Genomic DNA, 26,068 nt, shown 5'->3' with positions numbered 1-26,068 from the left:
CGGCGTACGGGGACCACAGCCAGCCATCGTCAATGCTATCGGTTTCCCGGGAGGCCGACCAACGGGACCCGCGGCCGCTCAGCCGCCCATTCCGGTAATCGCCAGGCTTCGGCTGATCCCGTCCAAAGGATGCGGCACATCGGTGCTCTCCATCCGATCCGCCGCGAACGGCAGGGATTCCACCCGGCTCAGGTCCCAGGCCATGCTGGCGCTCAGGCTGATTCCGCGGGGACCTGTCCGACGGGTGGTGCCCCGGATCAGCAGCAGCCTGGTTCCGAACAGCAGCAGCCCCGCCTGTTCCTGGGCTTCATGGAAGAACACGGAATCGACGCAGCCGGTGCCGTCGTCGATGCTGATGAAAACCACCCGCCGGCCGCCGCGCATGGGCGGTGTCTGGGTGGCGATGCGCACCCCGGCCACCAGCACCTCGGTGTTGTTGCGCAGGCTCAACAGTTTGTCTGCAGTGGTGACCCCCAGCCGGTCCAGCATGGGCCGGTGGCTGTCCATCAGGTGCCCGCTGACATCTATGGCCATCAGGTCCAGTTCTGCCCGGACGTTTTCCACCAGGGTGGGCGCGGGAAGCCCGGGCTTGACGTTCCGCAGCTCCACATCCCCCAGCGGCAGGGACAGCTGCCCGTCCATGATGTCGATGCCCTTCCGGGTACCGCCCGCGGCCTGGAGCTGTTGCAGGTGCTGGACGAGGTCTGCGCGGTTGGCGGCGCCTCCCGATTCACGGTGCAGGGAGTCAAAGGCACCCAGCTGGGCGAGCCTTTTGATGCTTGGCTTGCTCAGCCTGGACCGGGCACGGAGGTCAGCCAGGGAGTCGTAGGGCTGGCCGGCGACAATCCGCTTGAGCTCGGTCCCGGACAGGCCATAGATGCCGTTAAGGCTCAGCCTGATCGCCAGCTTGCCGGCGTCCGGCCCGTCCGCCACCCGTTCCACCCGGTACTCGGCCTGGCTGCGGTTGATGTCCAGCGGCAGGATGGGGATGCCCAGCCTGCGGGCTTCTGCCACCAGCAGCCGTTTGGGGTACATGCCGGGATCGTGTTCCCACAGCCCGGCCAGGAAAGCTTCGGGGTGGTGCGTCTTGAGCCAGGCGGACTGGTAGGTGGGAACGGCAAATGCCGCGCCGTGCGCCTTGCAGAAGCCGAAGCTGCCAAAGGCTTTCAGGGTCCCCCAGACCTTGTCCACCACTTCCGGGGTGTACCCCTTGATCCGGGCCTCCTTGCGGAAGAACTCTTCCACTTTCAGCTCGTGGACCTCGTTGCCGAGCGCCCGGCGGAACTCATCTGCGCGCGCCAGGCCGCAGCCGGTCATCACGTGGAAGGTTTTCAGGATCTGTTCATGGAAAACAGTGACCCCATGCGTTTCCTGCAGCACGGGTTTCAGGTCAGGGTGCGGGTAGACCTCCGGTGCGAAGCCGTGCCTGTGCTCCAGGAAAGGCCGCACCATGTCCGATTTCATGGGGCCCGGCCGGAACAGCGAAATGTCGATGATGAGGTCATTGAACTCACGCGGCGCCAGCTTGCCGATCAGTTCACGCTGGCCGGGCGACTCGATCTGGAAGCAGCCCAGGGTGTGGGTGCTGCGGATCAGTTCGTAGGTTGATTCATCATCCAGCGGCACGGCGTTGAGGTCGATGTGGCCGTTCTCGGCGATGTAGTCCGGCCCGGTCCCGTCAGGACCTGCAGGGTGGGCCCCTGCCGCCACCACTTCCGCTTTGGAAGGATGGATCCGGATGACTTCCCGGACGGCAAACGCCATGGCGCTCTGCATCCTGACCCCCAGGACATCAAGCTTGAGCATGCCCATGGGATCCATGTCGTGTTTATCGAACTGGCTCATGGGCAGCCCCAGTCCGCTGGGCTGCACAGGGGTTCGGTCAAGCAGCGTGGAATCGCCCAGGATCACCCCGCAGGGATGCATGGAGATATGGCGGGGCAGCCGGTCCAGCCGTTCCGTGAGGTCCACCAGCAGGTCAAGCTGCTGGTTTTCGGCGAAGTCCCGTTGTTCCACCCGGCCGGCGAACTCCCGCAGCTCAGGTTTCTCAACCAGTGCCTCACGGAATTTCCGGGCCGAAAAACGCCACAGCTGCTTGGCGATCTCACCGACGTCGTCATCGTCCATCCCCAGGGCCATCCCGGCGTCGCGGACGGCACCGCGGGCGCGGTACCCGTTCTGCATGCTCATCAGCGTGACGCGCTCGGAACCAAAGCGGTCAAAGATCCGCCGATACACGTTGTGCCGTTCGGCGCTTTCGACGTCGATGTCGATGTCCGGCAAGGTGGCCCGGTCCCGGGACAGGAAGCGTTCGAAGATCAGGTCATGTTGCAGGGGGTCCACCTGGCTGACATCAATCAGGTAGTTGACCAGGCTGGAAGCACCGGAACCGCGGGCGGCTGCCCTGACCCCCATGTCCATGATCATCCGGGAGACCTCCGCGACCGTGAGGAAATAGGAGGAAAACCCGAGGTTCCTGATGATCCCCAACTCGTGCTCCAGCCGCGAGCGCATGTCCTTGTGGGCTGAGCCTGATATTCCGGGGAACCGCCTGCTGATCCCGGCCTCGCAGCGCTGTGCCAGTTCAACGTGCGGGTCCTGGCTGATGCCAATGACCGAGGCCTCGGGGACCACCGGCTGCTTCCATCCCATGTCAGTCACCGGGTCAATCCGGCAGAAGTCGGCGAGCGCCTCGGTCTGTGCCATCAGCTGTTTGAGGTCTGCTGCGCCATACCCTGCGGCGCGGATGATTTCCTTGCCGAGCTGGAGCATCTGCGTCGATGATTTGAGCCAGGCCTGCCCGTTGGGCTGGAGCAGCGGTTCGGCCGCGAGTTCGGGGAGGGACTTCAGCGTCCGGGCGGAGTCGAGTACGTCAGCTGTGGCGGCCCCGTCCTCTGCGCAGTAGCGGACCGCATTGGTGAGCACGGCCGGCACGTGGTGTTCTTCCGCGAGTTTAAGCATTCGGACTGCGTGGGCGGTGCTCAGGGGCGCTCCGGGGGCAGTGAGCTGGGAGACGACTTCCGCCACCAGGGTTCTGGGGGGCATGGCGTCCAGCCAGCGTTTGAAAAGGGTGCGCGGACGGAGGTAGCGCCGGCCGCTCATGGCCCGTCCGACGTCGGAATCCGGGCCGATCAGGACTGTCAGGACCGGTTTCAGGGTTTTGGGGTCGAGCGTGCGGGAGGCGAGTTCGGCGCGGGTGACCGCCACCGGCACCGCTCCCCCGGCTTTGCCGGAGGTGCGGGCATGGGCATCGGACACCAGCCGGCACAGGGCGCGGTAGCCCGCCCCGTTGTTGTGGCCGCGGGCGAGCACCACCACCCTGCCAGCGAGCTGGGTGCGGTGGTCGCCGTCGTCGTCGAAAACCGCAAGGTCCACTCCCACGATGGGGTCGATGCCGGCTTCCATGCAGGCTTTGAGGTGTTTGATGGTGCCGTAGAGGCCGTCCCGGTCCGTGCAGGCGAGCGCGGTTGCGCCGTCCGCGGCGGCAACCTGGGCCAGTTCGTCGGGCCAGGCCACGCCATAGTGTGCGCTGAAGGCCGTGGAAACGTGAAGGTGGGAGAAGCTCATGCTGTTTGGGGCCGGAGTGCGTCGTGGATCCGCAGGAGCCTCCAGCGGCCGCTGCCGACATGCCTGCTCAGGTCCAGGGTGAGCGGCTCCCCCGTATCCCGGGGGGCGGCACTCCGCGGGTCCGCCCGCACTTGGACGCGCCAGATTTCGTGGTCCACCAGTCCCGGCCCGCTGCCCAGGGGCGCACGGCGTACCTCGGCCCACCACTGCCGGCGTTCATACCACCGGACAGGCTCGGCGCACACCGTGTAGTGGCGCCCGGCCCACTGGAGTTTCAGCGGCTGGCCAGCGGGGGTGCAGACGACGTCCACGGACTCGCTGAACATACCCATGGGCGCCTCCCGGAACTGAACGGAGCTGATGCAAAATGCTGATGCAAAAGCAAGGTATTCGAATACATGTTCGAATAAATCCAGTCTACGACGACGCTCCGACAAAACCTAGACAGGGGTGGACGGACGGGCAGCAGGGGGGCAGGATGGTGCCATGAGCTCCCAAAGCGCACTCCTCAAGAACGTAAGCATCAAGGCCCAGGACGCAACACTCGTGGCAACCTTTGATATCGACGGCAACATCCCGGGGGCAGGTGCGTACGTGGTGGGACTTGTGGCGGCCAGCCCTGACTACTCATCACAAAGACGGCTGGGGATTGAGTTCATGAACGGGGAGGCCATCGCCTTCTACTCGTTCAGCCACGACCAGAGTGCCGAGGAAAACTATGATCTTGCCGGCGTGACGCATTCCGGCAACACCATCACGGGGAATTTCCCCATCGCGGCCGTCCACGGCCTGGGCAAGGGCCACATCATGTCGGCTTTCAGCGAGGCTGACGGCCGGGAGTTCCAGTCGGGCGTCGCCGTCGAGGAAGCGCTCTAGTAAGCACGGGGCAGGTGCTGCCGGAACCATGTCCGGACAGCACCCGGGCGGCATCAGCTGCTTTCTTTGTGGACTTTCATTTCGAGTTCAATGAACCCCGAGATCATGGCCCGGTAGGTTGATTCCACAATGTCCGGATCAATGTCCTTCTTTTCCGCGGCGGCCCGGACATGCTCGATCACCCGTTCGACCCGGCCGGGGGCGCGGACTTCAGCGTCGTCCCCCTTCAGGGTTCCGGCGATCCGGATCAGGCGTTCGCGCCGCGCAATGAGCGTGACAATCTGCTCGTCAACTTCGTCGACCGCAATCCGAACGGCAGCGAGCTGTTCTTTGTCGGCCAAAGCGTCCCTATCGTTTCCTTGAATTGTTGCCATCTTCTGACAGTATCGAAGCATGCAGCCCAGAGTCGACTTCATCTCACTAGGCGTTCGCAGTGTTGACGCCTCCCGCCGGTTCTACGCGGAAGGTCTCGGCTGGCCTGTCCACCGCGAGTTTCCCGGCGATGTGGTGTTCATCCAGGTCAACCACGGCCTCATCCTTTCCCTGTGGGACGCCGCGCAGATGCACGCCGAGGCGGGGGTAGGTGCCCCCGGCCCGGTCCCCTGCATCACGCTCAGCCACAACCTGCCCAGCACTGAGGCGGTGGACCGGGTCATGGCGGAGGCGGCATCGGCCGGGGCCACTATCGTCGCCGCGCCCGTCACCCAGCCCTGGGGCGGGTACAGCGGCTATTTCGCCGATCCGGACGGCTTCCGCTGGGAGATTGCCTATAACCCCACCTGGACAGTGGACGACGCCGGCAAGGTCACCGTTTAGGGGCATGTCGCCCCGAGTGCCAATTTAGAACAAGGCTTCCACCGGCCGGATGAGTTCCGGGGAGTTGTTGCGTACGTTGCCCACCTCGGTGCCGACCGAATCCACGTGCCAGTCGGCCGCGACTTCCTTCACGTGGGCCCGGACCAGGTCCACGAGGAAGGCGGCGTCATCAATCTGCGGATCAAGCCACGACGCAGTTGTTGCCCGGTCCATGGGCAGCGGCACGCGGTCGTGCAGGGCGGTGAGCTTGCCGAAAATTGTGGACTCAGCACCGGGCGGCGGGGTGTCTGCCGTCAGGATGGACGTGGAGAGCATCCACCGTCCGGGATCGCCCTCGGCCTTGGACGGATCCTTCCACCACTCATACAGGCCCGCGAACACCAGCCCGCTGCCTTTGCCTGGATGGACGTAGTAGGGCTGCTTGGCTTTGCCGGTGCCCTGCTTCCATTCGTAGTACCCGTCCGCCGGGACGGCGCAACGCCGCGACTTCACGGCTTTGCGGAAAGCCGGCTTCTCCAGCACAGTCTCGCTCCGCGCGTTGATCATCTTGGGGCCGATACCCGGATCCTTCGCCCAGGACGGCACCAGGCCCCAGCGGGCCACATGCAGCTGCCGCACAGGGCCGTCGTCGAGCAGCCGTTCAAGGACGATCGGCACATTGTCGGTCGGCGCCACGTTCCAGGACGGGGGAAGGTGCACTTCCTCCTCCAGCTGGGCATCAAAGTCGGCCAGCAAATCGCCCACGGCCCGTGCCATCACATAGCGTCCACACATGGCTCCAGCATGCCATCAGCGTTATGTACTGTCATCCGGCACCGCATCCGCCGGCCCGGCTCAGGGAATAGCCCGCCGCGGGTTACCGTTGACGGGAACGAAACCCCCTCAACGATTTCAGGAGAGCTCCGTGGACTTTACCCCCGAGAACGGCACCATCACCATGTTTTCCACCACCTGGTGCGGCTACTGCAACCGGCTGAAGAAGCAGCTGGACGCCCAGGGCATCGGCTACACGGAAATCAACATCGAAGAAGTGGAGGGCACAGCCGACCTCGTGGAGAAGCTCAACGGCGGCAACCGCACCGTCCCCACCGTGCTCTTCCCGGACGGCACCGCCGCCACCAACCCCTCCGCTGCCGAGGTAAAAAGCCGCCTCGCAGCCTGACCACGGCAGCTCATGTGGTAGACAGAACGGGACCAACATCCGTGTTGGTCCCGTTCTGTCTATCTGCATTGAGGGAGCCTTTCGTGGTCCATAAAGTCAAAGGTGTCGTAGCCCGCTCCAAAGGGGCCCCCGTCACTCTGGAGACCATCCTGGTCCCGGAACCGGGCCCGGGCGAGGCCCTGGTGGACATCATCACCAGCGGCGTCTGCCACACCGACCTGCACTACAAACTGGGCGGCATCAGCGATGACTTCCCGTTCCTCCTGGGCCACGAGGCCACCGGAGTGGTCAGCGCCGTGGGCCCCGACGTCACGGACATAACCCCGGGCGACCGCGTGGTGCTCAACTGGCGGGCCGTCTGCGGCAACTGCCGCGCGTGCAACCGCGGCCAGGCGCAGTACTGCTTCAACACCCACAACGCCACCCAGAAAATGACGCTCGAGGACGGCACCGAACTGTCCGCCGCCCTGGGCATCGGCGCATTCATCGAAAAGACCCTCGTGGCTGCCGGCCAGTGCACCAAGGTGGATCCCGACGCCGACGCTGCCGCTATCGGCCTGCTCGGCTGCGGCGTTATGGCCGGCCTGGGCGCCGCCATCAACACCGGCGGCGTCAAACGCGGTGACACCGTCGCCGTCATCGGCTGCGGCGGTGTGGGCGTGGCCGCCATCGCCGGCGCCGCGCTCGCCGGCGCAACCACCATCATCGCCGTCGACATCGACGCGAAAAAGCTGGACCGTGCCAAGGGCCTCGGCGCCACGCACACCGTGGACTCCTCCGCAACCGACCCCGTGGAGAAAATCCGGGAACTCACCGGCGGCTTCGGCGCTGACGTGGTGATTGACGCCGTCGGCCGTCCCGAAACGTACAAGCAGGCGTTCTACGCGCGCGACCTCGCCGGCACCGTGGTGCTGGTGGGCGTCCCGACGCCGGAGATGACCCTTGAACTGCCGCTCCTGGACGTTTTCGGCCGCGGCGGATCGCTGAAGTCCTCCTGGTACGGTGACTGCCTGCCGTCCCGGGACTTCCCCATGCTGATCAGCCTCTACAAGCAGGGCAAGCTGGATCTGGATGCCTTCGTGACCGAGCGGATCACCATCGACCAGGTGGAGGAAGCGTTCGAGAAGATGCACTCCGGTTCGGTGCTGCGTTCGGTGGTGGAACTGTGAGCGTCCGGATCGAGCGACTCGTCACCTCCGGAACATTCTCGCTCGACGGCGGCACCTGGGATGTGGACAACAACGTCTGGATCGTGGGCAACGATGCGGAATGCGTGGTGATCGACCCCGCGCACGACGCCAAGGCCGTTGCCGCCGCCGTGGGTGGCCGGAAGCTCAAGGCGATCCTGCTGACCCACGGCCACGACGACCACATCCGTTCAGTAGGTGACTTCTGGGACCTCGTCCAGGCCCCGATCCACCTCCACCAGGACGACTGGATGCTGTGGCGCAGCGTCTACCCGGATGTGGAACCCGATGTCGCCATCAAGCACGGCGCCGTCATTGAGGTGGCGGGGGCCAGCCTGACGGCCCTGCACACCCCCGGGCACTCGCCGGGCTCGGTGTCCTTCCGTCTCGCTGACGGGCCCGACGGCGAGGGCTCGCTCTTCAGCGGCGACACCCTGTTCAAGGGCGGCCCCGGCGCCACGGGCAGGTCCTACAGCGACTTCCCCACCATCATCGAGTCGATCCGGACGTGGCTGCTGCCGCTCCCGGCGGAAACGGTGGTCCGGACCGGCCACGGCGACAGCACCACCATCGGAGACGAAGCCCCGCACCTGGACGAGTGGATCGCCCGGGGCCACTAAGGACCCCGGCCCGGCAAGCGCGGGCTACGCCTCCCGAGTATCCAAACCGGCATAGCTGCCAAAGTCGGCATGCCGGAGGGAGGCGTGGCCCGCGTATGCGGCAACAACGGCGTCCTCGACATCCTGGACCGTCAGACCGGGCACCAGATCGTTGGCCGCACCGGCGGTGGCCGGGTCCCAGTCCAGGCCCAGGGCCGCATAGCTGTCCGTCAGGACGCTGCGGATGGGGGCGGAATTTTCCACCACGATCACGGAACTGAACAGCCACCCGCCGCTCACCACGCGCTGCGCTGTGCCGACGAGTTTGATCCGGCGCGCCGGGTCTGCCGGGTGGGTACCGTGAACGCTGTACTCCCCGGGGCAGTACTCCCCCGGAATTTCGCCAACTGCTGCCTGGACACCGATGTCCCGAAGGGACTGCGCCAGCAGCTCACCAAAGAAACCGAAGCGGGCCTTGGAGCCGGCAATGGCATCGGCGTGGGGCATCACATGGTCCACCACCAGCGTGCCCTCGTGGTAAGCGGCGGCCCGGCCGCCGGCCTTCCGCACCAAGGGTTCAAATCCGTGCTCCCGGCACGCCTGGGCGGCCGCGTCGAAGCCGGGCAGGCGGGTATCCCGCTGACCGAAGGCAACAGTGGGCGCGGGCCGGTACAGCCGGAGCGTGGGGCCGATCCTGCCGGTCTTCGCCTGGGTCAGCAGTTCGAGGCCGAATTCCAGGTCGCGTGCGGCGCCGAGGGTATGATCCTGCCTCACCACGGTGAGCGTCCGGAGTCCGGCTTCGGCGTCCTGCATGTTGCTAAGCTCCCTTATGGTCATATTGCAATTCCTTGTCGTCGCGGCTGCGTTCGCGGTCATCGACGCCGTCTGGCTCAAGCTCATGAACCCGTTCTACCGCAGCCACATTGGTGACCTGCTCGCAGACAAGCCACACTTAGGTTACGCCGTGGCTTTCTATGTCATGTACATAGCGGGGATTGTCTACTTTGCGCTGCGGCCGGCGCTCGACGGCGGCAGCTGGCTGACCGCCGTCGGCTATGGGGCCGCCCTGGGCGCCTTTGCCTACGCGACGTATGACCTGACGAATGCCGCCACGCTCAAGACGTGGCCGCTGCAGCTCATTGTTGTGGACATCCTGTGGGGTGCCGCCCTGACGGGACTGTCCACCCTCGCCGGCTGGCTGGTGTTCCGCTCCACCTGACATCCAACGGAGTATTACTGCACCGTCCCCCATTGGGTGGCTAAACTCAGGAACTGGGTCCACCCGCTACTCCTCAGAAGAGGTAATCCACTGATACGCGTCATTAGCTACAACCTCCGCAAGCACCAGGCCAGTGGGGAACTGGTTGATCTTGCCCAGAATTTCGGCGTCGATGCCCTGTGCCTCCAGGAGTGTGACACCTCGGACCTACCGGACACGCTGGGTCCGCTGCAGCTCGCCGACTCCACCAAGGGCAACCGCCTGGGGCTGGCCATCTACTACCGGCCTGACCGCTTCACGGCCCACGGCACCAAGACTTTCGCGCTGAAGAAGTCCCTGCACGACATGGTCCTGGCGCCCGCCCATGAGCGCCTCATCGGCACGCGCGTGCGGGACAACGAGACCGATCACGAACTGGTTATCGCCTCGTTCCACGCCGCTCCGCTAACCGCCACCAACTCGCTGCGGCGCAACCAGATCCACGCGGCCCACGCGGAACTCCTGGGTATGGGCACCGGCCTTATGACCCTGATGGTGGGTGACTTCAACTACCCCTTCTTCACGAAGAACCTCAACGAACACATGAAGAACACCGGCTACGAACTCTCGCTCAGTGACCGCAGGACCTACACACGCTACAAAGTATTCAAGGGACACTTCGACTTTGCCACGTCCCTGGGCCTGAACATCGAGAACGTGGAAACCTTGCCCCGCGGCGCCTCCGACCACCTCCCCATCCTGGTGACCGCCGAATACGGCCAGGACTCGACGCCGTTCCAGGAGCCCCCCGCGTCCTGATTTCACCAATTTGGAGGCCCGAGTGCGGCACGACTGGATCAACAAGGCGCTACCGGGCGTTGGTGTTGCGCGTGGCTACAAACGGTCCTGGCTGAAGGCGGACCTGGTGGCCGGGGCGGCCTTGAGCGCAGCCCTGGTGCCGGCAGGGATGGCGTACGCCGAGGCCAGCGGGCTGCCTGCAGTGAACGGGCTGTATGCCTCCGTGGTGCCGATGATCTTCTACGCCCTGTTCGGGCCATCCCGGGTTGTCATTGTGGGGCCTGATTCAGCGCTGGCACCCATGATCGCGGCCGCCATTCTTCCGCTAGCCGGGCGGGATCCGGAGCAGGCGGTGGCCATGGCCGGAGTGCTGGCCATCCTGATTGGCCTCTTCCTGATCACGGGCCGGCTCTTCAAGCTGGGCTTTGTGACGGGATTGCTGTCCCGGCCCATTCGCGTTGGATACCTGAACGGCATCGCACTGGCAATCACGGTCAGCCAACTCCCGCGGCTGCTGGGGATCGATGTCCCCGCCGATGGCGTCTTCGAACGCCTCTTATCCCTGGCCGGCGCTGTCGTAAGCGGCGCCATCAATCCCGCCGCCCTGGCTGTGGGCGCAGGCAGCCTTGCCGTCATTGTTGCCGGCCGCTTTCTTCCTTGGAAGGTGCCCGGCGTCCTGTTCGCTGTGGCCGGTTCCGTCGCCGCGGTGGCCTTAATGGGCCTGACCGGACAGCTGCCCATGGTCGGCGCCCTGCCGCAGGGCCTCCCGGCCCCGGCGCTGGGCCGCATTGGCGTGGACGACGTCCTGGCGCTCGTGGGCCCCGCCGCAGGCATCGCGCTGATCGCTTTCGCGGATACCTCCACCTTGTCCAAGAGCCTCGCGGCGCGCCGCAGAGTGAGGGTCAACGGCAATGAGGAAATGGGGGCATTGGGCATCGCCAACCTGGCAACCGGGGTCCTGGGCGGCTTTCCGGTGTCCGGAAGTTCCTCCCGCACCCCGATTGTGCTCGACGCCGGGGCGAAGACACAGCTCAGCGGTGTGGTGGCAGCCCTGCTCGTGGTCCTTTTTATGGTCTTTGCACCGGGGGTGACGGCCTTCCTTCCCACCGCCACGCTCGCCGCCGTGGTGATCGTGGCGGCGTCTTCGCTGGTTGATGTGAGGACGCTGGTGCGCCTGGTCAGGATGAGCCGAATGGAGGCCCTCCTCCTGGTGGTCACGTTCCTCGGCGTCGCCTTTGTAGGGGTCCTGCAGGGCATTGCTGTTGCGATCGGACTGTCCCTCCTGGCCTTTGTCCAGCGCGCCTGGGATCCGTACCGCACCGAGCTGGCGAGCCTGGCGGACGTTCCGGGCTTCCACGACCTGGACCGGCATCCCGAAGGCCGCCGGGTGGAGGGCCTGGTGATTGCCCGCTTCGATGCACCGCTGTTTTTCGCCAACGGAGAAGTTTTCGCCGATCACATCCACAGCCTGGTGGACGCTGCACCCTGGCCGGTGAAGTGGGTCATTGTGGCGGCCGAGCCGATCACCGGACTGGACACGACAGCGCTGGACGAACTTGTCCAGCTCGACGATGAACTGGCGCAGGACGGCATCAGCTTGGTGTTCGCTGAAATGAAGGGACCGGTCAAGGACCGCCTGATCCGGTTCGGGGCGAGCGCACGGTTCACTGCTGACCATTTTTTCCCCACGCTGAAAAATGCGGTGCACGGCTACAAAAGGGAGACGGAAGTCGAGTAGCGGGCCAATCCACGACCGGTGTTGTCATTTGCCCGGCGCTCCGCGGCTTGACCACCCGCAGGGCCAGGGCGAGGCGCAGCGCCTTTCTGGCGTGAATCGCGGTGCCATCCGGTCATGGCTGTCACGGCACACACCTCGTCCAAAATGATTCTCTTAGCAGCCCGATCCGAACGGGCATCCCGAGTGGCGATGGTCTTCGTGACAGCCCTACGTTCACTCGTTGAAAGCTCCATGGCTCAGCGTGCCAGGACGGCAACCAGCGGCCCCACAGACGCACTGCTACGCGGGCATTACCAAATGATTCTTCGTATGCAGCTACGCGGGCAGCTTTGATGAGTCATCGCGGGGGCTGGCGCGAGCAGTGAGCGTCGGGCAATATTGGGATGTGACCCAGCCGCCCGACGGAACCCTTGAGTTCGATCTTGGTCGGACCGCGCTCGTCCTCCTGGACTATCAGAACTACAACGTCCACCCCGACGGGTACTGGGCGTCGGTCGATCCCGGTTTGGTCGAGCGTGTCGCGCCCGCGTTGAGGCGCACGGCCGAGGCTCTTGCAGCCGCGCGGAAAGCGGGGGTCCGCGTCGTTCACGTCCAGAACGCTTGGCGTGAAGGCCACCCCGACATCAACCCACACGCGCCCTGGCAAGCGGACGCTAAGGCGGCCGGGCGATCAACCGAGGGCAGTTGGGGGATCGAGTTCTTCCAGCCGCTTATGCCCGCCTCCAGCGAACTGATCGTCCGCAAGCGCGCGGTGAGCGGGTTCGCCGGGACGGACCTCGACCGGTTGCTGCGGCTACACGACGTCTCGACAGTTGTGATCGCCGGCATCATCACGAATTTCGCCGCCGAGGGGACGGCCCGAGACGCCTCGGACCGGGGCTACCGCGTCGTGGTGCTGGGGGACTGCTGCGAGAGCATCACCGACGAGATGCATGCCTTCGCGCTCACACAGATTCTGCCCACAATCGGTGAGGTTGTCGGGCTCAAGGAATTCGCCCACGCAGTCTCTCGCTCATGACGNAGAGAGAGAGAGAGAGAGAGAGAGAGTTGCGCGTCAACGCCCTTCCATTTCACGCGAACTTCCAATCGCGGTAAGGGTAAGCCGCTCCAAATTGGTTCATTTTGATTAAGGCCACTGAGGATGATATTGCTGCATTTAAGGCTGCAGGAGCTCCTGTTTACGCAATGCTCGAGGCGGACCCGGAAACGAAAACCCGTACAGACAAGTCCAAGGATCTGGCAACTGGCGAACCTGCTGACGCCGCCCTTAAGCTATGCATCTGTCCGCCGCGCCCTATGCCTGGCGGACTAAGCTATGAAGAGTTTGGGTCGGGTCAGACCGATTTCAAGCTCGGAGTCGGCTTGTCAGGCAGCCAGGCGTGGTGCCGGCGCCGTTAAGGGAGTGTAAGGGTGCCGTCGCGGAGCATGGCCCAGGGGACGTTGAGGCGGCGGCTTCGCCTTCGGTAGCGTGACCGTTGTGGACAAAACCCGTTGGAGGATCTCCGCGAATGCTGCCGGCCGCCCCAGCTGCCATGGAAAGGACCTCGAGTAGGTCAGGTCCGGAGCGCGATCGGGGTCTTAGCTATTCCCCTTGGTCATACGGTTGATCTGCGCATCAATCCCACCGGCGTCGCGCACAATTTCCGTATAGATCCGTCCCGAGCGGAATCTGCCGTCTTTGACCTGAAAGATGTTGACCCCCACGAACTCCAGGAGCGTGCCGTCCCGGCGTGTTCCACGCATGCTCCACTCCATCCAAACATCATCGCCGTCCGCCACAGTCCGGGATATGTTGGCAGTGAGATCAGGCAGGTCGCTAAGAAGCATGCTGAAATTTCGACGGACGGAGTCCTGCCCCTGCACGGATTCCCCGCGGCGTGCCGGCGCTTCGTCGACATACGCCGCGTCAAAGCAATCCACGGCCGCTTCCAGGTCACGCGCCGACAGGGATGCAATCCACCGCTGCGCCACCGCCTCCGGATCGCTACTCATACACCCAATCGTGTGGGTTAACAGACAAGTTGGCAACATCACGCGCGGCCTTTTTCACGGGGCCGAGCCGTCTGAACATCGGGAACCTGGCCGAAAGAGGCAACACCGCTCCCGCAGAGTCATAAAGGCGAGGTGCGCGCGAAGCCGGTACAGCGCGAATGCGGTTGCATCCCGGGCGGTGAACGTGGCGGAAGTCCCGGCCGACCCGGACCTCTCTGGCAAACACCCGGCCCTGCCACCCCGCAGCTGACGGAAGGGTCCGGCGATCGGCGGAGGCTCAGTCCTTGAGACTGCTGGTAGTGACTTCGAATTCCTCCACTTCAAGGATCTGCGTTTTTTGCGCTTCGCTGGTCTCTGTCCGGATTTTGTTTGCCGCCTCTCGGCTCGCAGCCAGAGCTTCCTCGGTATCCCACAGCGTAATGGAGAGGGCCTTGTCAGTTTCCTTCCCGTTCAAGTAATAGATCCCCCGGCATCCGGGGATTTCAAGCACCCTCTTGACGATGTCTTCCGTGGGTGCGTCTGCGGTGGTCTCCGGGCCGGTTTTATAGGTGCTGACTCTAGCGAACATCGATTTCCTCCAATAATCCCTGGCTGGAACCCGCTTGCCGGTTCATTCTGCAACATATGGAGGGGACCTGTGTGGCCGGAACACATGCTGCCGCGCGACAAGCTCTACCGGATGGTAGCTTCCTCCCACCAGTAAGGACCCGACGGCGCATAAGCACAAGGTCACGCCGGATGAGACCCAATTGCTGTGTTCATCTCCTCGCGGCACCGTCCGGATGCACGGGCAATGACGCACGAGCGTCTTCCATAAATCAACAGTGACTGAGCGTGGTTAGAGTGGCGCCGTCAGCCGCATTCCGTCAAATCAACAAGCCAGCACTGACCGTTGTTCGGATCAGCCCGCAGACACCGGAGCTCGAGCCAGGAGCGGGCCACACCTGGCCGCAGTCGTTAGGAATCTAGCCCCATGTCTGTCAGTTCTTGCCCCAGAACCACTTCCAGTGTGCAGATCTGCATGTCATCCAGATGTTCTTTCATCCGCGCGATCATGGCCGAGAAATCCGCCCGTGCTTTTGAACTGGTCGATCGGCCTCCCGGCTCTCCCACACAGCGTAACTGAGATAGCTCCGAGGCTGACTGAGATCCCAAAGTAGCCTGCACCGAAACAGCCGGGTCAGGAAGTCCATCAGGCGTACCTTCAGAAGCAGAGATACAACCAAACCGATCGCCCAAGATGAATGGCTACGCGGGGGGAGTTTGCAATTCACCGTCGTCCCCGTACTAAACCTGTTCCCAAGATGGGTTGCTGGAGTGAAACGTCACGACCAGCCCTATTTATCGGGATCAGCTGAACCGCCATTTCGAACTGTGAGAACACCGCCATTCTGAACTAACAGTCACAGGTGTGACCCTCAGGGCTTATTGGCAGGATTTTCGCGACGTTATTTGGCACGAGGGGGCCGAGGATTAGGGCCTCCTTGCGGACTCGGCTCGCAGAGTCTACGGCCAGCTGATTGACGTTACGGATGCCGACGCTGAAGCTGTCGTGGGTGATGACCACCTCACCATTTGTCGGTCTTATCTCGGCGGGCGTGGTCGCCTGCCGCGTGCCGTCCGCCCGCCTGTTGCCTCATTGCAATACCTCCGGGAAGGGTGATTCGTTGCCTCATCTGAAAACCTCCGCCTGAGGGCTTCGTTGCCTCATTGAAAAACCTCCGGGTTTTCAGTTGTTCCAGGCCCTGTTGACGGGCTTGACGGCGGCGGGTTGTTTTGCCCGGGAGAGTGTTTCCAGCTGACCGGTCAGCGCCAGGATCTGGCGTGAGAGTGCGGCGGGCTTGAGCTGTTTGAATGCGGCGTTCATCCGGATGATCGGGCGTTTACGCATGGTCCCGTGGCGGGTCGCCCGCTGGTTTTCTTCCGCACGGACCGGTTCACCGTCCATCCGGTGGAAATGTCCGTAACTGTCAGGGTGAAGCAGAATTCCCCGAAGCTGTTGCCGCCCTCGTGGCCGACCAGATCGATCTCCACGAACCCCGGGACGGCGTCGTCCCACTCGGCCCAGGTCCGGACCGGGATCTGGGATCTCAAGAGCGTGCCGGGCTTGGTGTGGGACCGGCCGCGCGGGAACAGTTTCCCCCGTTCGCCGGCGAGTTTACGGTCGATGGTCGCCGCGCTCATGCGCACCAGCAGAGCAGCCTGCGCATCGGTGATCTGAAGTTCCTTGTCCCGGCGCAGCAGCGGCACCAGGACCGGCAGCATCGGGGCAAGGATCCTGCCGGCAGGGGCGCGCAGCACCGCCCAGCACGTGATCAACGGTGGCAGCAGGTCAGGGCCGTAGACCGGCGTCCTGCCCGGCCGAGGCCTGACGACTTTCAGGACAAGGGCCTGACGCAGGGCCGCCCGGGCGTAGTCGCGGTGCCAACCGGTCAGCTCGACCAGCTCGGTCAGGATCCGGGTCTTCCCTGCACGATCCGCGCTCTTGTAAGCGAGGGCTTTCTTCTTTGTCACAGCCTGCCGCTGGACCATCGTGAGCTCCATGAAAACGGGCATGACATGCATCCGCTGCCACCAGGTTGAGCCACGCCGCTACGCGGAGGTTTTCTATGAGTCAACGCGGCCCGTTGACAATTGCACAGGCCTGACTATAGTTCTGTGCATTAACAGGGGTCGCGCGTCACGATTCCCTTGCCGCGATAGCGGAAGCCAGGTTAGTCATGACAGACGTAGCAAGCACCGGCTCGGACCATCTTCAACCCCCGTCGGCGGGTGCGGTCATCAGGCCCGATGATCCTCTTTTTGACGAGGCACGCAAGGTGTGGAACGCCGACATCGATCGAAGACCGGCCGTGATCGTCCGATGTTCCACCCCAGGCGAGGTTGTCACAGCTTTGGGGTGGGCCAGGGCTGAGGGTCTGGAAATCGCAGTCCGCGGCGGCGCCCATAGTGTTTCCGGTGCTTCGAGCGTGGACGGCGGGATGGTCATCGATCTCAGCCCGATGCGCGGCGTGCGCGTGGACCCGGCCGCCCGGCGCGTTCGTGTCGGCGGCGGTGCGTTGCACTCCGACCTCGATGCAGCCTGCCAGGAACACGGCCTTGCCGTACCCGTTGGACTGGTCTCGCATACGGGAGTGGGGGGTCTCACCCTCGGCGGGGGCATGGGATGGCTGACCCGGCGCGCAGGACTGACAATCGACAGTCTGGTCTCGGCCGAAGTGGTGCTCGCCGACGGGCGCATCGTGCAGGCCTCAGCGAACGAGCACCCCGACCTTTTCTGGGCGCTCCGCGGCGGAGGAGGGAATTTCGGGGTCGTCACCGAATTCGAGTTCAAACTCCACGAAGCCGGCCCGACCGTGGACTTCGGGCTCTTTTTCTGGCCTTCTGAGCAGGGTCCGGAGGTGCTTCGCTTGGCCAGGGATCTCGTCTCCATCCTTCCCCGGGACCTGAACGTCGTGCTCGGCGAGCTCAACGCGCCACCAGCCCCCTTCGTGCCCGAGCAGTACAGGTTCCGGCCCGGGTACGCGCTGCTCCTGACCGGTTTCGGGCCGACCAGTCAACATGCCGCTGTGGTCGAACGGATCCGCGGCGCCATCCCGCCGCTGTTCGAGACGATCGGCCCGATGCCCTACGTCAAGCTCCAGCAACTGCTCGACGAGTCCACTGCATGGGGCCGGTTCCACTACGAAAAGACCACCTACCTGACCGAGCTCACCGACAACGCCATCCAGATCATCACCGACCACGCGGCACGCAGAACCTCTCCGCTGACCAAGATCCTGATCTACCTGCTCGATGAGGCATACACGGAAACCGGAGAACATGACACCGCCTTCGGCGGAGAACGCACACCCCGATACTCGGTCTTCATCCTCGCCGCCGCACCCGATAAGCAGTCACTCACCGCCGACCATGCCTGGGCCCGGGCGTTCTGGGACGCACTGCAACCGGCCGCACAAGGCGCCGGCGGCTACCTCAACGTCACGAACGACTACGACGCCACCAGTCTCCGCGCCAGCTACGGAGCCGACAAACTCGCCCGCCTGGCCCGGATCAAAACCGAATGCGACCCCGAGAACGTCTTCCGCCACAACATCAACATCAAACCAGCCGCCCCTGCCGGATAAAATCCCCCGACAGATCACAACAGATCCGGTACACACTTCATTCCTCTTGGACCGGGCCTTCGTCTACGTCACAAGTTCCAGCGAGCGTCGCCACGCAATTCCCCCAAGTTTGGACCCCGCTCTGCCGCGTCCAATTCATAGTGCGGCGCCCAACGGTCAGCGTCGAGACCCCGCGTTGACTCATCAAAGATGCCCGCGTAGCTGCAATCGAAGAATCATTTGAGAATGCCCGCGCAGCGGCGTGTCCGTCGGGGCGGTGTCCGCCGCTTCGGCATTGTGAGCCATGGAGCTTTCGATGAGTGAACGCAGGGCTGTCACGAAGGTCATCGCCACGCGGTATGCCCGGGCGGGCCGGGCGGTGAAGAAGCAGATTCTGGATGAGCTGTGTGCAACGACCGGATGGCACCGGGACCACACCCGCAAGTCGCTCCGGCACGCGCTGGTGCTCAAGCCCGTCCGGCCCCGGGCTGCCCGGGCGCCGCTCTACGGGGAGCCGGTGATCGAGGCGCTGCGGTTCTGCTGGGCGGTCCAGGGGACCCTGTGCGGGCGGCTCCTGGCGGCTGCGCTCCCGGACCTGGTGCCGCGCCTGCGGCGGTTCAAGGAGCTCCGCATTGATACCGAGACCGCCGCGCAACTGCTGAGGATCGCCCCGGCCACCATCGACCGCCGGCTCAAGGCAGACCAGGCGAAACTTGAGCCCCGCGGCCGGTCCCATACCAAGCCCGGAACACTGCTGAAGGACTCGATTCCGATCCGGACCTGGGCCGAGTGGGACGATGCGGTGCCCGGGTTCGTCGAGATCGATCTGGTCGGCCACGAGGGCGGCAACAGCCAGTGCGAGTTCTGCTTCACCCTTGATATCACTGACATCGCGACCGGCTGGACGGAAACCCGCTCGGTGATCAACAAGGCGCAGAAATGGGTTTTCGCTGCCATCAAAGACGCTACCGCCGCGTTTCCGTTTCCCGTCCTGGGCCTCGACTCGGACAACGGCTCGGAGTTCATCAACTGGGAGCTGTTCCGCTGGTGCGAACAGGAAAATCTCACCTTCACCCGCTCCCGGTCCGGGAACAAGAACGACGGTGCCCACGTCGAACAGAAGAACTGGCACATCGTCCGCCAGACCGTCGGCTACCACCGCTACGACACGGCTGGTGAGCTGGAACTGCTCAACCGGATCTGGGCGCTCCAGCGGCTCCTGACCAACCATTTCGGGCCACAGCAAAAACTCCTCACGAAAGTCCGGAGCGGCGCGAAGACCAGCAAGACCTACGACTCACCCGCTACCCCGTTCCAGCGCATCCTGGCCGACTCCGGCACCGTCAGCATGGATACGAAGGCCCGCCTGAAACGCGAAAACAAGCCCCTGAACCCGGCCGCCATCCAACGACAAATCCAGGCCCTCTCCGCGGAGCTCCTGACCCTGAGCACCGCAAAGCGAGCCCCTGACAGGCAGCCAACCATCCGGGCAAAACTAAATGATTCCTCGAAACAACCCAGGCGGGCATCTTGACATGATTCCTCGGGTGATGATCTGAGTAATGTGCTGGCCGTGATTCTGGCGGCCATAAAACCGCCGTGCTTCCGTCGAGGATCGAGAGGACAATTGTGTGTAGTGGGTCAGGTCCAGACGTTCAGCCGGGGCCTTCAACAGGAGAGATGACATGGGTGATCCCATCGCTTACCTTGATACCTCCGAGGTCCGTGCCGGAAAACTTGAGGAGCTCAAGGCAGCCATGGCAGAAATCGTCGCGTTCGTTGAGCAAAATGAGCCGCAGATCATCTCCTACTGCGTCTGTTTCTCAGAGGACGGATCCATCATGAGCGTCCTCCATTTTCATCCTGACGCGGCCTCGTTGGAGCTCCATATGAAGGTGGCGGGCCCCAAGTTCCCGCCAGTTGCACCACTCATCAAGCTAAGAACAATCGAAATATTCGGCCGCCCAACCGAGGACCTGGTGGCGCAACTTCGAGCGAAGGCACAGCTCCTCGGCGCCGGATCCGTCACTGTCCGTGACGTTCACGCCGGCTTCGCCCGCGGCTAGGGCGTGTCTCCCAATGGTTGGGTTGCCAGACAACCAAATGCTCCCTCCAGACCAATCAGAGCTAGTTACTCACCAGTTACTTGTCCCTTGGGGACAGCTTTAGGAGTACCGGGCCCTGTTGGCGAGTCGCCGGCAGGGACACCGGGCCGATCTGTCGAACGCCCCGAGCGGTACGGTTGAGTTGTGAACGCCGTTATCGATCACCTGGTCATCGCCGCCGATTCGCTGGAACAGGGCGCGGCCTGGTGCGCGGCAACGTTCGGCGTCCAGCCCTCCGGTGGTGGCAAGCACCCGTTGATGGGTACTCACAACCGAGTGATTGCCATCAGCAGCGAGAGCTTCCCCGACTGCTACCTCGAGGTCATCGCGATCGATCCCGACGCGCCGGCGCCGGGGAGGCCGCGCTGGTTCGGCTTGGACCACCCCGGGGTGCGCGAGGCTGTCCGCGAATCCCCTCGGCTGGTGCACGCTGTGGCGCGCACGCGCAAGATCGAGATGCTGCGCCGGGACCTTGCCAACTTCGCCCTCAACCCTGGCGAGTTGCTGGCAGCGCAGCGCGACACGCCTCACGGACTGTTGAAGTGGCGAATCACAGTCCGCGACGACGGCCGCGCTGAATGCGCAGGCGCGCTGCCCAGCTTGATCGAATGGGAGGGGCAACATCCGTGTGCCCACATGCACCTCACTGATGTGGCGCTGCAGGGCCTGGTGCTGCGCGGCGTTCCGACCCAGGCGGTCGACGTGCTGAAGCTTTCGGCCGTTCACACGAGCCCGATCGACGCTGTGCAGAACGCACCGCTCACCGCGACGCTGGAATCGCCGCGTGGCCGTGTTGTGCTCGATGCGTGGCACTTCGGAGGCTGAACAGCGCTGAAGCCGGCAGAGGGCGGGCCGGAGGGGAGTTCCTCAATGGGCAGTGCCTCCGCCGTGTAGCTGGCCACAACCTCATCAAATCCTTCAATGAGGGCCCGGTATTCCTAAAGCTGTCACAGTCATGCCGTTTTGGCAGGATTGATGCGTGAGTTCCCGTTATGCCTTGTTGTCCGATGCCCAGGGGGAGCACATTGCCCCGTTGATGCCTGACTCTTCAGGGAAGCCTGGCCGCCCGTTCAAGGACCATCGGTCGATGACCGAGGGAATCATCTGCCGGTACCGGGCCGGAATCCCGTGGCGTGACCTGCCGGCACATTTTGGGTCGTGGAAGACCGTGTGGAAGCACCACCGACGCAACGCCGCCAACGGCATCTGGGACAAGGTGCTGGCGGCGTTGTTGACCCGTGCCGATTCGGCCGGGCTGATCAATTGGGAGGTGTCGGCGGATTCCACGGTGAACCGTGCCCACCAGCACGGCACCAACCTGCCCCGCCACACAGGGGGACCGGTCGAATTACAAGAATCTGCTCGACGAGCCTGAGGACCATGCGATCGGCCGCTCCCGCGGCGGGCTGACCCGCGGCGGGCTGACCCGCGAAAATCCATGCCCTGGTGGATGGGAACATGCGCCCCCTCGTCCTGCTTCTGGGGCCCGGGCAGGGCGGGGACTCGCTCATGTTCGAGAACCTTATGGACGCCCTGAAGGTCGACAGGGACGGGCCCGGCCGGGCCCGCACCCGCCCGGAACGGGCCATGGCCGACAAGGCCTAGTCCTCCAAGGCGATCCGCAAGTACCTGCGCGACCGCGGCATCCAATGCGTCATCCCGGAAAAGGAGGACCAGAAGGCCAACCGCAAACGCAAGGGTTCCGCCGGCGGACGGCCCGTCACCTACGACAAGGAAGCGTACAAGCGCCGCAACGTCGTCGAGCGCAGCTTCAACACCCTCAAGCAATGGAGGTCCCTGGCCACCCGCTATGACAAACTCGCCCTCACCTACCGCTCAGCCGCGGTCCTGCACACCGTCGTCATCTGGAGCGCCCTATTGGGAGACACGCCCTAGTGCGGTGACCTGAAACGTTCGGGGTGTTGGTCATGCCGCCCTCGCGGAGTGGTGGCGCCCCCAACGATGGCCCTTTTCGCTGCGGACGCTGGCGCGTTCACGGCGCTGGGCCTCGAGGATCCCCGGATCGCGGGGGTGTGCGTTGCGCCAGTCCGGCATCGTCAACGTGCCCGACTCAGCGATGCGCACCGATTCGGCGTCCACCCCGCTACCTCCTTCTTGTGCAGAGAAGTAGGGAAAAACCAGTGTTCACACTCGCCTGCACAACCCCGAAAACACAGCTGCCGTTGTGCAGACGACTTAGAGGAAAATGACAACCGGGCGAAGGCATCAGGCGCGATGCCTCCGCGGCGACGCAGGGCCGCGAAAGGCACCCAAACATCATGGGGTCATCCGGGCACTGGGTCCGATTCACCCTTTCTCGCCAGGAATGAATGGCTGGAAACCCCATATTTGGCCGTCGCTGCCTGTGCCCTGTCGGAGACAAATTCGTAGCTGTTTGCCCTGCTGCTCTCGATGGTGAAGCCGGCGCCAGCGATCGTCTCCTGGTAGCTGTCCGTTTGGGCAGCACCTCCAATGCAGGCGGCCCAGAGGTCGGTGTTGCAGACAATTTTCGCGGTGAGCGGTACGGCGGTGACAATGTCGGCAATTGCAAGACGCCCCCCAGGCCGCAGCACACGGGCCGCTTCCCGAAATACCGACGGCTTGTCCGGGGACAGGTTTATGACGCCATTGGAGATGACGCAGTCAAAACTGCCGTCCGCAAACGGAAGGCCTTCGATGTGGCCCTTGGTAAAGGTGACATGCGGATAGCCGCCGGGGTTCCGCAGGCGTTCAGCCTTGTCCAGCTGCTCTTCAGTCATATCAAGGCCAACGACGCGCCCCGTGGTGCCAACCATGGCGGCGGCGTAAAAGACGTCGGTCCCGGAACCGGAACCGAGGTCAAGGACCTTCTCACCGGGAATAAGATCCGCCAGGTCGAAGAAGTATCCAACGCCGGCAAACGATTCGAGGGCGCCAGCAGGAATGGTGTCCAGGAGCTGGGGCGGGTAGCCCAGCTGCTCGGCAAGCCCGCGTCCCATTTTGAAGTGGTAGCTGCCGGTGGGGTTCAGGGCCACCGCGCGGTAGACCTGCTTGACCTTTTCCTCGAGTTCGCGGCGGTCTACTTCAACCGTTCCCGCATCCATGGCCCGGCCCTCCGTCAGGCGATTTCGAGCGTGGTGTGCACGGGGACCGGATTGGTCAGGCAGTCGCGGACAGGCGAAGTGTCCTGAACGTAACGGCACAGCGCCTGCAGCTGCTCCAGTGTCGCATTCGGGCTGGAGACCCGGGCCGTTGCGCGTAACGCGGTGAATCCCGGCCGCGGACCGTCCAGGCCCAGGAAAGGACGGGCGTCCAGGTCGCCCTCCACCTGGAACTCCAGCGAGCGGATTTCAATGCCCTGGGCAGCCGCGTTTGCCGCGTAGCCCACGGAGTAGCAGAAGCCCAGCGCCTGCAGCAGGAGCTCGACGGCGTTGGGCCCGGCATTGTTGCCGAGCAACACGGGCGGCTCATCGCCCTCGAGGACGAAGCTGCCGGTCCGGCCGGTGTCGGGCTCGCCTGCATGCGTAAACCCGAGAATGTTGCCGGTGTTGTGCGTCCCATCAAGCCATGTTGTGGTTGCCTTAAAGGTGAAACTCGCCAGAGCGGGATCCGATTGAATCGCCCCTATCGTCCCCACCAGCTGGTCTACGTCAATTCCATTTCGGATGGTGGCTACATCGCCCATCCCCATTCGCCTCTTTCCGATTTTTGCGCGGATCCGGAGCGGGTCCCCTCAGGTATAATCAAGCAATCACTTGAATATTTGAATTGCACACCTGGACGGGATAGATTGTCAAGTACTTACTTGAATAGGTTCGATGAGCGGAGGCTCCGGTGAGCAGCAGGAAAGCCAAGGACGCACTCTTTGACGCGTTTTCATCGGTGGCCAAGGTGCTTGGCAGCGGCCGGCGCGCCGAGCTGGTGGACGTCCTTGCCCAGGGCGAACGTCCGGTGGACGAACTCGCTCAAGAGATCGGGCAGAGTGTAGCCAACACCTCACAGCACCTCCAGCACCTACAGCGGTCAGGACTGGTGCGCAGCCGGCGCCAGGGAACCCGGATCTACTACCGGCTTAGCGGATCATCAGTAGCCGAACTTTGGGCAGCCATCCGCCACGTGGCTGCGGAGCATGTGGCGGAACTCGATAAACTCGCCACGGCCTGTCTTGGCGACCGCTCCGCCCTGGACACCCTGACGCAGGCTGAACTCCGCGAGCGGATGTCCGCCGGCGACGTCGTTGTCCTCGATGTGCGGCCTGAACCGGAGTTCCAGTCCGGGCATATCGCAGGAGCTGTGTCCGTTCCGCTCAAGGAGTTGGCGGCGAGACTGAGAAATCTCCCCGATGACCGCCAGGTTGTTGCCTATTGCCGGGGCCCTTACTGCGTGTTCGCAAACGAAGCCGTACAAATGCTCCGCCTGGAAGGGATCCCGGCCACACGCCTGGAAGGCGGCTACCCGGAGTGGGCTGCCGCCGGGCTCCCAGTGGAGGTGGCCCCGCAGCCGGAATAGCATCCGGCTATGCGGGCGCCCCGAGGGTCCCTGTTGTGAGGTTAACTCCGGCGCAGCGTCAGGATCTGTTCAGCGCGGCCGAACGGGCCCTGGAGATCGTGCAGGACAGTGGACGTGAGCCCAATCCCGTCAGTTCCGAAGGAGACGGCATTGTCCAGGCCCAGCCATTCGCCCTCGGGCCTGCGGTACATGTGGATCTGCAGGTCCAGGTTGGGGAAGGCATAGCTGTCTTTGCCCGGCGGGACCCTGGCCGCGATTCCGTTGGCCGTGTCAACGAGGCCCATCAGGCGGGCCAGGTCGCCGCTGTCGGCTTTATCCGTCAGGGGGTGCTGGGTGCGGAGCCAGACGATGCCCGCGCCGGGCCGGTGGCCCTCGGCCACGCGCATCTCCAGGGACCGGATGTAGCCGCCTGGCCAGATGGCAGGGCCGTCGAGCGGTTTGCATTCATCCGGTGCCGGGATGGCGGTGTCCTCGACCGCGGCAACCGCGGCCGTGTCGCTGGTGATCATCCGCCACGCGGTGGCGCGGATGGCCACGCGGCCGTTCTCAACCAGTTCTGCCTGCAGGAGCTCGATGGTCCGGCCCGGACGGAGGGTGGCGGTTTCGATGTGGAACCCGCCACCAGGGATCAGGCCCAGTATCTCGTAGCTCAGCCGGGCCATCCGCATGTCGGCGCGGGGCTCGTGGCGCTCCAGGCTGTCCGCCATCAGGCCAGAGGCCGGCGCCATATGCTGTTCGTGCTCGTTCCAGGCCCCCTGTGCGTGGATGGTGGAGCAGAATCGCCCCTCACCCAGCGCCTGGTAGTAGAAAAAGCCTTCGGCCAGGTCTGGCAGATCCTTGGTCAACGTTGGCCCTTCCGACGATTCTGGGTGAATGATCATTAACTCTAACCGGTGCTCTACTGACCGGCCACCGCGGCAAGCTCCAGCATGCGCGGCAACAGGTCCGGCCAGGATTTCGCGAAGCCTGGATGGAGCTCCTTCAGGTCCACCTCAGCCAGCGGGACCCACTGGAGTTCGAGACTTTCCGGATCGCTGATCACGGGGTCAAACGGCGCGGTCACCAGCACAACAACGGTGGTGTAGGACCAGTAGCCAACGTCCAGTACGGACGTGAAGAGGACGCTGACATCCGCGGCCGGCACTGCGGCTTCCTCGTGCGCCTCGCGGAGTGCGCCGGTGACAGCGTCCTCGCCCTGGTGCAATGCTCCGCCGGGGAGTCCCCACGTTCCCCCGTTGTGGCTCCACAACGCGCGGTGCTGCAGGAGAACGCCCTTGCCGGGGTCATAGGCCAGGACGCCGGCGGCACCGAATCTGCCCCAGAACTTGCCGTGGTCGCCCTCAACCCACGCGTCACCGGGATCCCGCGGACCGGTCCGGAGCGGCGGAAACATGAGATTCGCATCAGGGGACGTGGCAGCCAAGGAGTGATCCATT

Annotated in this window: 28 protein-coding genes and 1 pseudogene; 15 read left to right on the top strand and 14 right to left on the bottom strand. The window is 64.1% G+C overall.

Features of this window, described 5'->3' with window-relative positions:
- Nucleotides 1-78 precede the first annotated feature (78 nt).
- Together NG701_RS00935 and NG701_RS00930 are read right to left on the bottom strand one after the other, a co-directional pair.
- Nucleotides 79-3,567, bottom strand: a complete 3,489-nt coding sequence (locus tag NG701_RS00935; RefSeq protein ID WP_252563515.1) for a DNA polymerase III subunit alpha — start codon at nt 3,565-3,567, stop codon at nt 79-81.
- Nucleotides 3,564-3,899, bottom strand: a complete 336-nt coding sequence (locus NG701_RS00930) for a DUF6504 family protein (protein ID WP_252563512.1) — start codon at nt 3,897-3,899, stop codon at nt 3,564-3,566. The genes NG701_RS00935 and NG701_RS00930 overlap by 4 nt, the downstream gene beginning before the upstream one ends.
- A 154-nt stretch (nt 3,900-4,053) precedes the next feature.
- Between NG701_RS00930 and NG701_RS00925 the strand changes: the two genes are divergently transcribed.
- On the top strand, nt 4,054-4,443 hold the full coding sequence (locus tag NG701_RS00925) for a hypothetical protein (RefSeq protein WP_252563509.1): 390 nt from the start codon (nt 4,054-4,056) through the stop codon (nt 4,441-4,443).
- A gap of 53 nt (nt 4,444-4,496) precedes the next feature.
- Here the strand turns inward: NG701_RS00925 and NG701_RS00920 are convergent, their stop codons facing one another.
- The gene (locus tag NG701_RS00920) at nt 4,497-4,817 is read right to left on the bottom strand and encodes a chorismate mutase (protein WP_104060765.1); all 321 of its coding nucleotides are present in this window, start codon (nt 4,815-4,817) and stop codon (nt 4,497-4,499) included.
- A gap of 19 nt (nt 4,818-4,836) precedes the next feature.
- Here NG701_RS00920 and NG701_RS00915 point away from each other — a divergent pair, with 19 nt between their 5' ends.
- A complete protein-coding gene (locus tag NG701_RS00915) occupies nt 4,837-5,259 on the top strand; it encodes a VOC family protein (protein WP_252563507.1) in 423 nt (140 codons plus the stop codon).
- A 24-nt stretch (nt 5,260-5,283) separates the two neighbouring features.
- On the opposite strand, the gene NG701_RS00910 is transcribed toward NG701_RS00915, so the two are convergent.
- Nucleotides 5,284-6,015: an SOS response-associated peptidase gene (locus NG701_RS00910; protein ID WP_252563505.1), complete on the bottom strand. Its 732-nt coding sequence runs from the start codon at nt 6,013-6,015 to the stop codon at nt 5,284-5,286.
- A 148-nt stretch (nt 6,016-6,163) separates the two neighbouring features.
- Between NG701_RS00910 and NG701_RS00905 the strand changes: the two genes are divergently transcribed.
- The 3 genes from NG701_RS00905 to NG701_RS00895 all read left to right on the top strand — a co-directional run bounded on the left by NG701_RS00905 (nt 6,164) and on the right by NG701_RS00895 (nt 8,228).
- On the top strand, nt 6,164-6,421 hold the full coding sequence (locus NG701_RS00905; protein ID WP_056340387.1) for a mycoredoxin: 258 nt from the start codon (nt 6,164-6,166) through the stop codon (nt 6,419-6,421).
- An 83-nt stretch (nt 6,422-6,504) separates the two neighbouring features.
- Nucleotides 6,505-7,590: an S-(hydroxymethyl)mycothiol dehydrogenase gene (locus NG701_RS00900; RefSeq protein ID WP_252563502.1), complete on the top strand. Its 1,086-nt coding sequence runs from the start codon at nt 6,505-6,507 to the stop codon at nt 7,588-7,590.
- Entirely contained in the window at nt 7,587-8,228 is a 642-nt protein-coding gene (locus NG701_RS00895) for an MBL fold metallo-hydrolase (RefSeq protein ID WP_252563500.1), read from the top strand. Before NG701_RS00900 ends, NG701_RS00895 begins: the two co-directional genes overlap by 4 nt.
- A gap of 24 nt (nt 8,229-8,252) precedes the next feature.
- On the opposite strand, the gene NG701_RS00890 is transcribed toward NG701_RS00895, so the two are convergent.
- Nucleotides 8,253-9,020: a lipoate--protein ligase family protein gene (locus NG701_RS00890; RefSeq protein ID WP_252563580.1), complete on the bottom strand. Its 768-nt coding sequence runs from the start codon at nt 9,018-9,020 to the stop codon at nt 8,253-8,255.
- 16 nt (nt 9,021-9,036) lie between these two features.
- On the opposite strand from NG701_RS00890, the gene NG701_RS00885 reads away from it, so the two are divergent.
- The 4 genes from NG701_RS00885 to NG701_RS00870 all read left to right on the top strand — a co-directional run bounded on the left by NG701_RS00885 (nt 9,037) and on the right by NG701_RS00870 (nt 12,959).
- Nucleotides 9,037-9,426 carry a DUF2177 family protein gene (locus tag NG701_RS00885; protein WP_252563498.1) on the top strand — a complete coding sequence of 130 codons (390 nt, stop codon included), beginning with the start codon at nt 9,037-9,039 and terminating at the stop codon, nt 9,424-9,426.
- Nucleotides 9,427-9,519: 93 nt separating this feature from the next.
- Nucleotides 9,520-10,224, top strand: coding sequence for an endonuclease/exonuclease/phosphatase family protein (locus NG701_RS00880; RefSeq protein WP_104060881.1), 705 nt, complete (start codon nt 9,520-9,522; stop codon nt 10,222-10,224).
- 22 nt (nt 10,225-10,246) lie between these two features.
- Nucleotides 10,247-11,941: a SulP family inorganic anion transporter gene (locus NG701_RS00875; RefSeq protein WP_252563495.1), complete on the top strand. Its 1,695-nt coding sequence runs from the start codon at nt 10,247-10,249 to the stop codon at nt 11,939-11,941.
- Between the two features lie 385 nt (nt 11,942-12,326).
- Entirely contained in the window at nt 12,327-12,959 is a 633-nt protein-coding gene (locus NG701_RS00870) for a cysteine hydrolase family protein (protein ID WP_252563494.1), read from the top strand.
- Between the two features lie 560 nt (nt 12,960-13,519).
- On the opposite strand, the gene NG701_RS00865 is transcribed toward NG701_RS00870, so the two are convergent.
- The 4 genes from NG701_RS00865 to NG701_RS00850 all read right to left on the bottom strand — a co-directional run bounded on the left by NG701_RS00865 (nt 13,520) and on the right by NG701_RS00850 (nt 16,489).
- On the bottom strand, nt 13,520-13,933 hold the full coding sequence (locus NG701_RS00865) for a nuclear transport factor 2 family protein (RefSeq protein WP_252563491.1): 414 nt from the start codon (nt 13,931-13,933) through the stop codon (nt 13,520-13,522).
- A 277-nt stretch (nt 13,934-14,210) separates the two neighbouring features.
- Nucleotides 14,211-14,501, bottom strand: coding sequence for a hypothetical protein (locus NG701_RS00860; RefSeq protein ID WP_252563488.1), 291 nt, complete (start codon nt 14,499-14,501; stop codon nt 14,211-14,213).
- A 1,161-nt stretch (nt 14,502-15,662) separates the two neighbouring features.
- Nucleotides 15,663-15,800, bottom strand: a complete 138-nt coding sequence (locus NG701_RS00855) for a hypothetical protein (RefSeq protein WP_252563486.1) — start codon at nt 15,798-15,800, stop codon at nt 15,663-15,665.
- On the bottom strand, nt 15,797-16,489 hold the full coding sequence (locus tag NG701_RS00850; RefSeq protein WP_252563483.1) for a hypothetical protein: 693 nt from the start codon (nt 16,487-16,489) through the stop codon (nt 15,797-15,799). The genes NG701_RS00855 and NG701_RS00850 overlap by 4 nt, the downstream gene beginning before the upstream one ends.
- A 164-nt stretch (nt 16,490-16,653) precedes the next feature.
- On the opposite strand from NG701_RS00850, the gene NG701_RS00845 reads away from it, so the two are divergent.
- From NG701_RS00845 to NG701_RS00825, 5 genes and pseudogenes are all read left to right on the top strand, one after another.
- Nucleotides 16,654-18,060 carry an FAD-binding oxidoreductase gene (locus tag NG701_RS00845; protein ID WP_252563482.1) on the top strand — a complete coding sequence of 469 codons (1,407 nt, stop codon included), beginning with the start codon at nt 16,654-16,656 and terminating at the stop codon, nt 18,058-18,060.
- A 295-nt stretch (nt 18,061-18,355) separates the two neighbouring features.
- Nucleotides 18,356-19,573, top strand: coding sequence for an integrase catalytic domain-containing protein (locus NG701_RS00840; protein ID WP_252563479.1), 1,218 nt, complete (start codon nt 18,356-18,358; stop codon nt 19,571-19,573).
- A gap of 151 nt (nt 19,574-19,724) precedes the next feature.
- Nucleotides 19,725-20,105: a hypothetical protein gene (locus NG701_RS00835; RefSeq protein ID WP_252563476.1), complete on the top strand. Its 381-nt coding sequence runs from the start codon at nt 19,725-19,727 to the stop codon at nt 20,103-20,105.
- Nucleotides 20,106-20,288: 183 nt separating this feature from the next.
- Nucleotides 20,289-20,969: a VOC family protein gene (locus tag NG701_RS00830; RefSeq protein ID WP_252563474.1), complete on the top strand. Its 681-nt coding sequence runs from the start codon at nt 20,289-20,291 to the stop codon at nt 20,967-20,969.
- A gap of 211 nt (nt 20,970-21,180) precedes the next feature.
- Nucleotides 21,181-22,040, top strand: a pseudogene (locus NG701_RS00825) (IS5 family transposase).
- 30 nt (nt 22,041-22,070) lie between these two features.
- Here the strand turns inward: NG701_RS00825 and NG701_RS00820 are convergent.
- The 3 genes from NG701_RS00820 to NG701_RS00810 all read right to left on the bottom strand — a co-directional run bounded on the left by NG701_RS00820 (nt 22,071) and on the right by NG701_RS00810 (nt 23,808).
- Nucleotides 22,071-22,244: a hypothetical protein gene (locus NG701_RS00820; protein ID WP_252563471.1), complete on the bottom strand. Its 174-nt coding sequence runs from the start codon at nt 22,242-22,244 to the stop codon at nt 22,071-22,073.
- A 185-nt stretch (nt 22,245-22,429) separates the two neighbouring features.
- On the bottom strand, nt 22,430-23,227 hold the full coding sequence (locus NG701_RS00815) for a methyltransferase domain-containing protein (RefSeq protein WP_252563468.1): 798 nt from the start codon (nt 23,225-23,227) through the stop codon (nt 22,430-22,432).
- Nucleotides 23,228-23,241: 14 nt separating this feature from the next.
- A complete protein-coding gene (locus tag NG701_RS00810) occupies nt 23,242-23,808 on the bottom strand; it encodes an OsmC family protein (RefSeq protein ID WP_252563465.1) in 567 nt (188 codons plus the stop codon).
- A 149-nt stretch (nt 23,809-23,957) separates the two neighbouring features.
- On the opposite strand from NG701_RS00810, the gene NG701_RS21110 reads away from it, so the two are divergent.
- Nucleotides 23,958-24,632 carry an ArsR/SmtB family transcription factor gene (locus NG701_RS21110; RefSeq protein ID WP_252563462.1) on the top strand — a complete coding sequence of 225 codons (675 nt, stop codon included), beginning with the start codon at nt 23,958-23,960 and terminating at the stop codon, nt 24,630-24,632.
- A 41-nt stretch (nt 24,633-24,673) separates the two neighbouring features.
- Here the strand turns inward: NG701_RS21110 and NG701_RS00800 are convergent, their stop codons facing one another.
- Complete coding sequence (locus tag NG701_RS00800) at nt 24,674-25,477, bottom strand: thioesterase family protein (protein WP_252563460.1); 804 nt, start codon at nt 25,475-25,477, stop codon at nt 24,674-24,676.
- Between the two features lie 53 nt (nt 25,478-25,530).
- Nucleotides 25,531-26,067 (bottom strand): NUDIX domain-containing protein, encoded by a 537-nt coding sequence (locus tag NG701_RS00795; protein ID WP_252563447.1) that lies wholly within the window; start codon nt 26,065-26,067, stop codon nt 25,531-25,533.
- Nucleotide 26,068 lies beyond the last annotated feature (1 nt).

Origin of the sequence: Pseudarthrobacter cellobiosi, from assembly GCF_023913815.1 — a bacterium.
Lineage (GTDB): Bacteria > Actinomycetota > Actinomycetes > Actinomycetales > Micrococcaceae > Arthrobacter > Arthrobacter cellobiosi.
The sequence above is the reverse complement of the archived record's forward strand: the minus strand, read 5'-3'. Positions and strand labels throughout refer to the sequence as shown.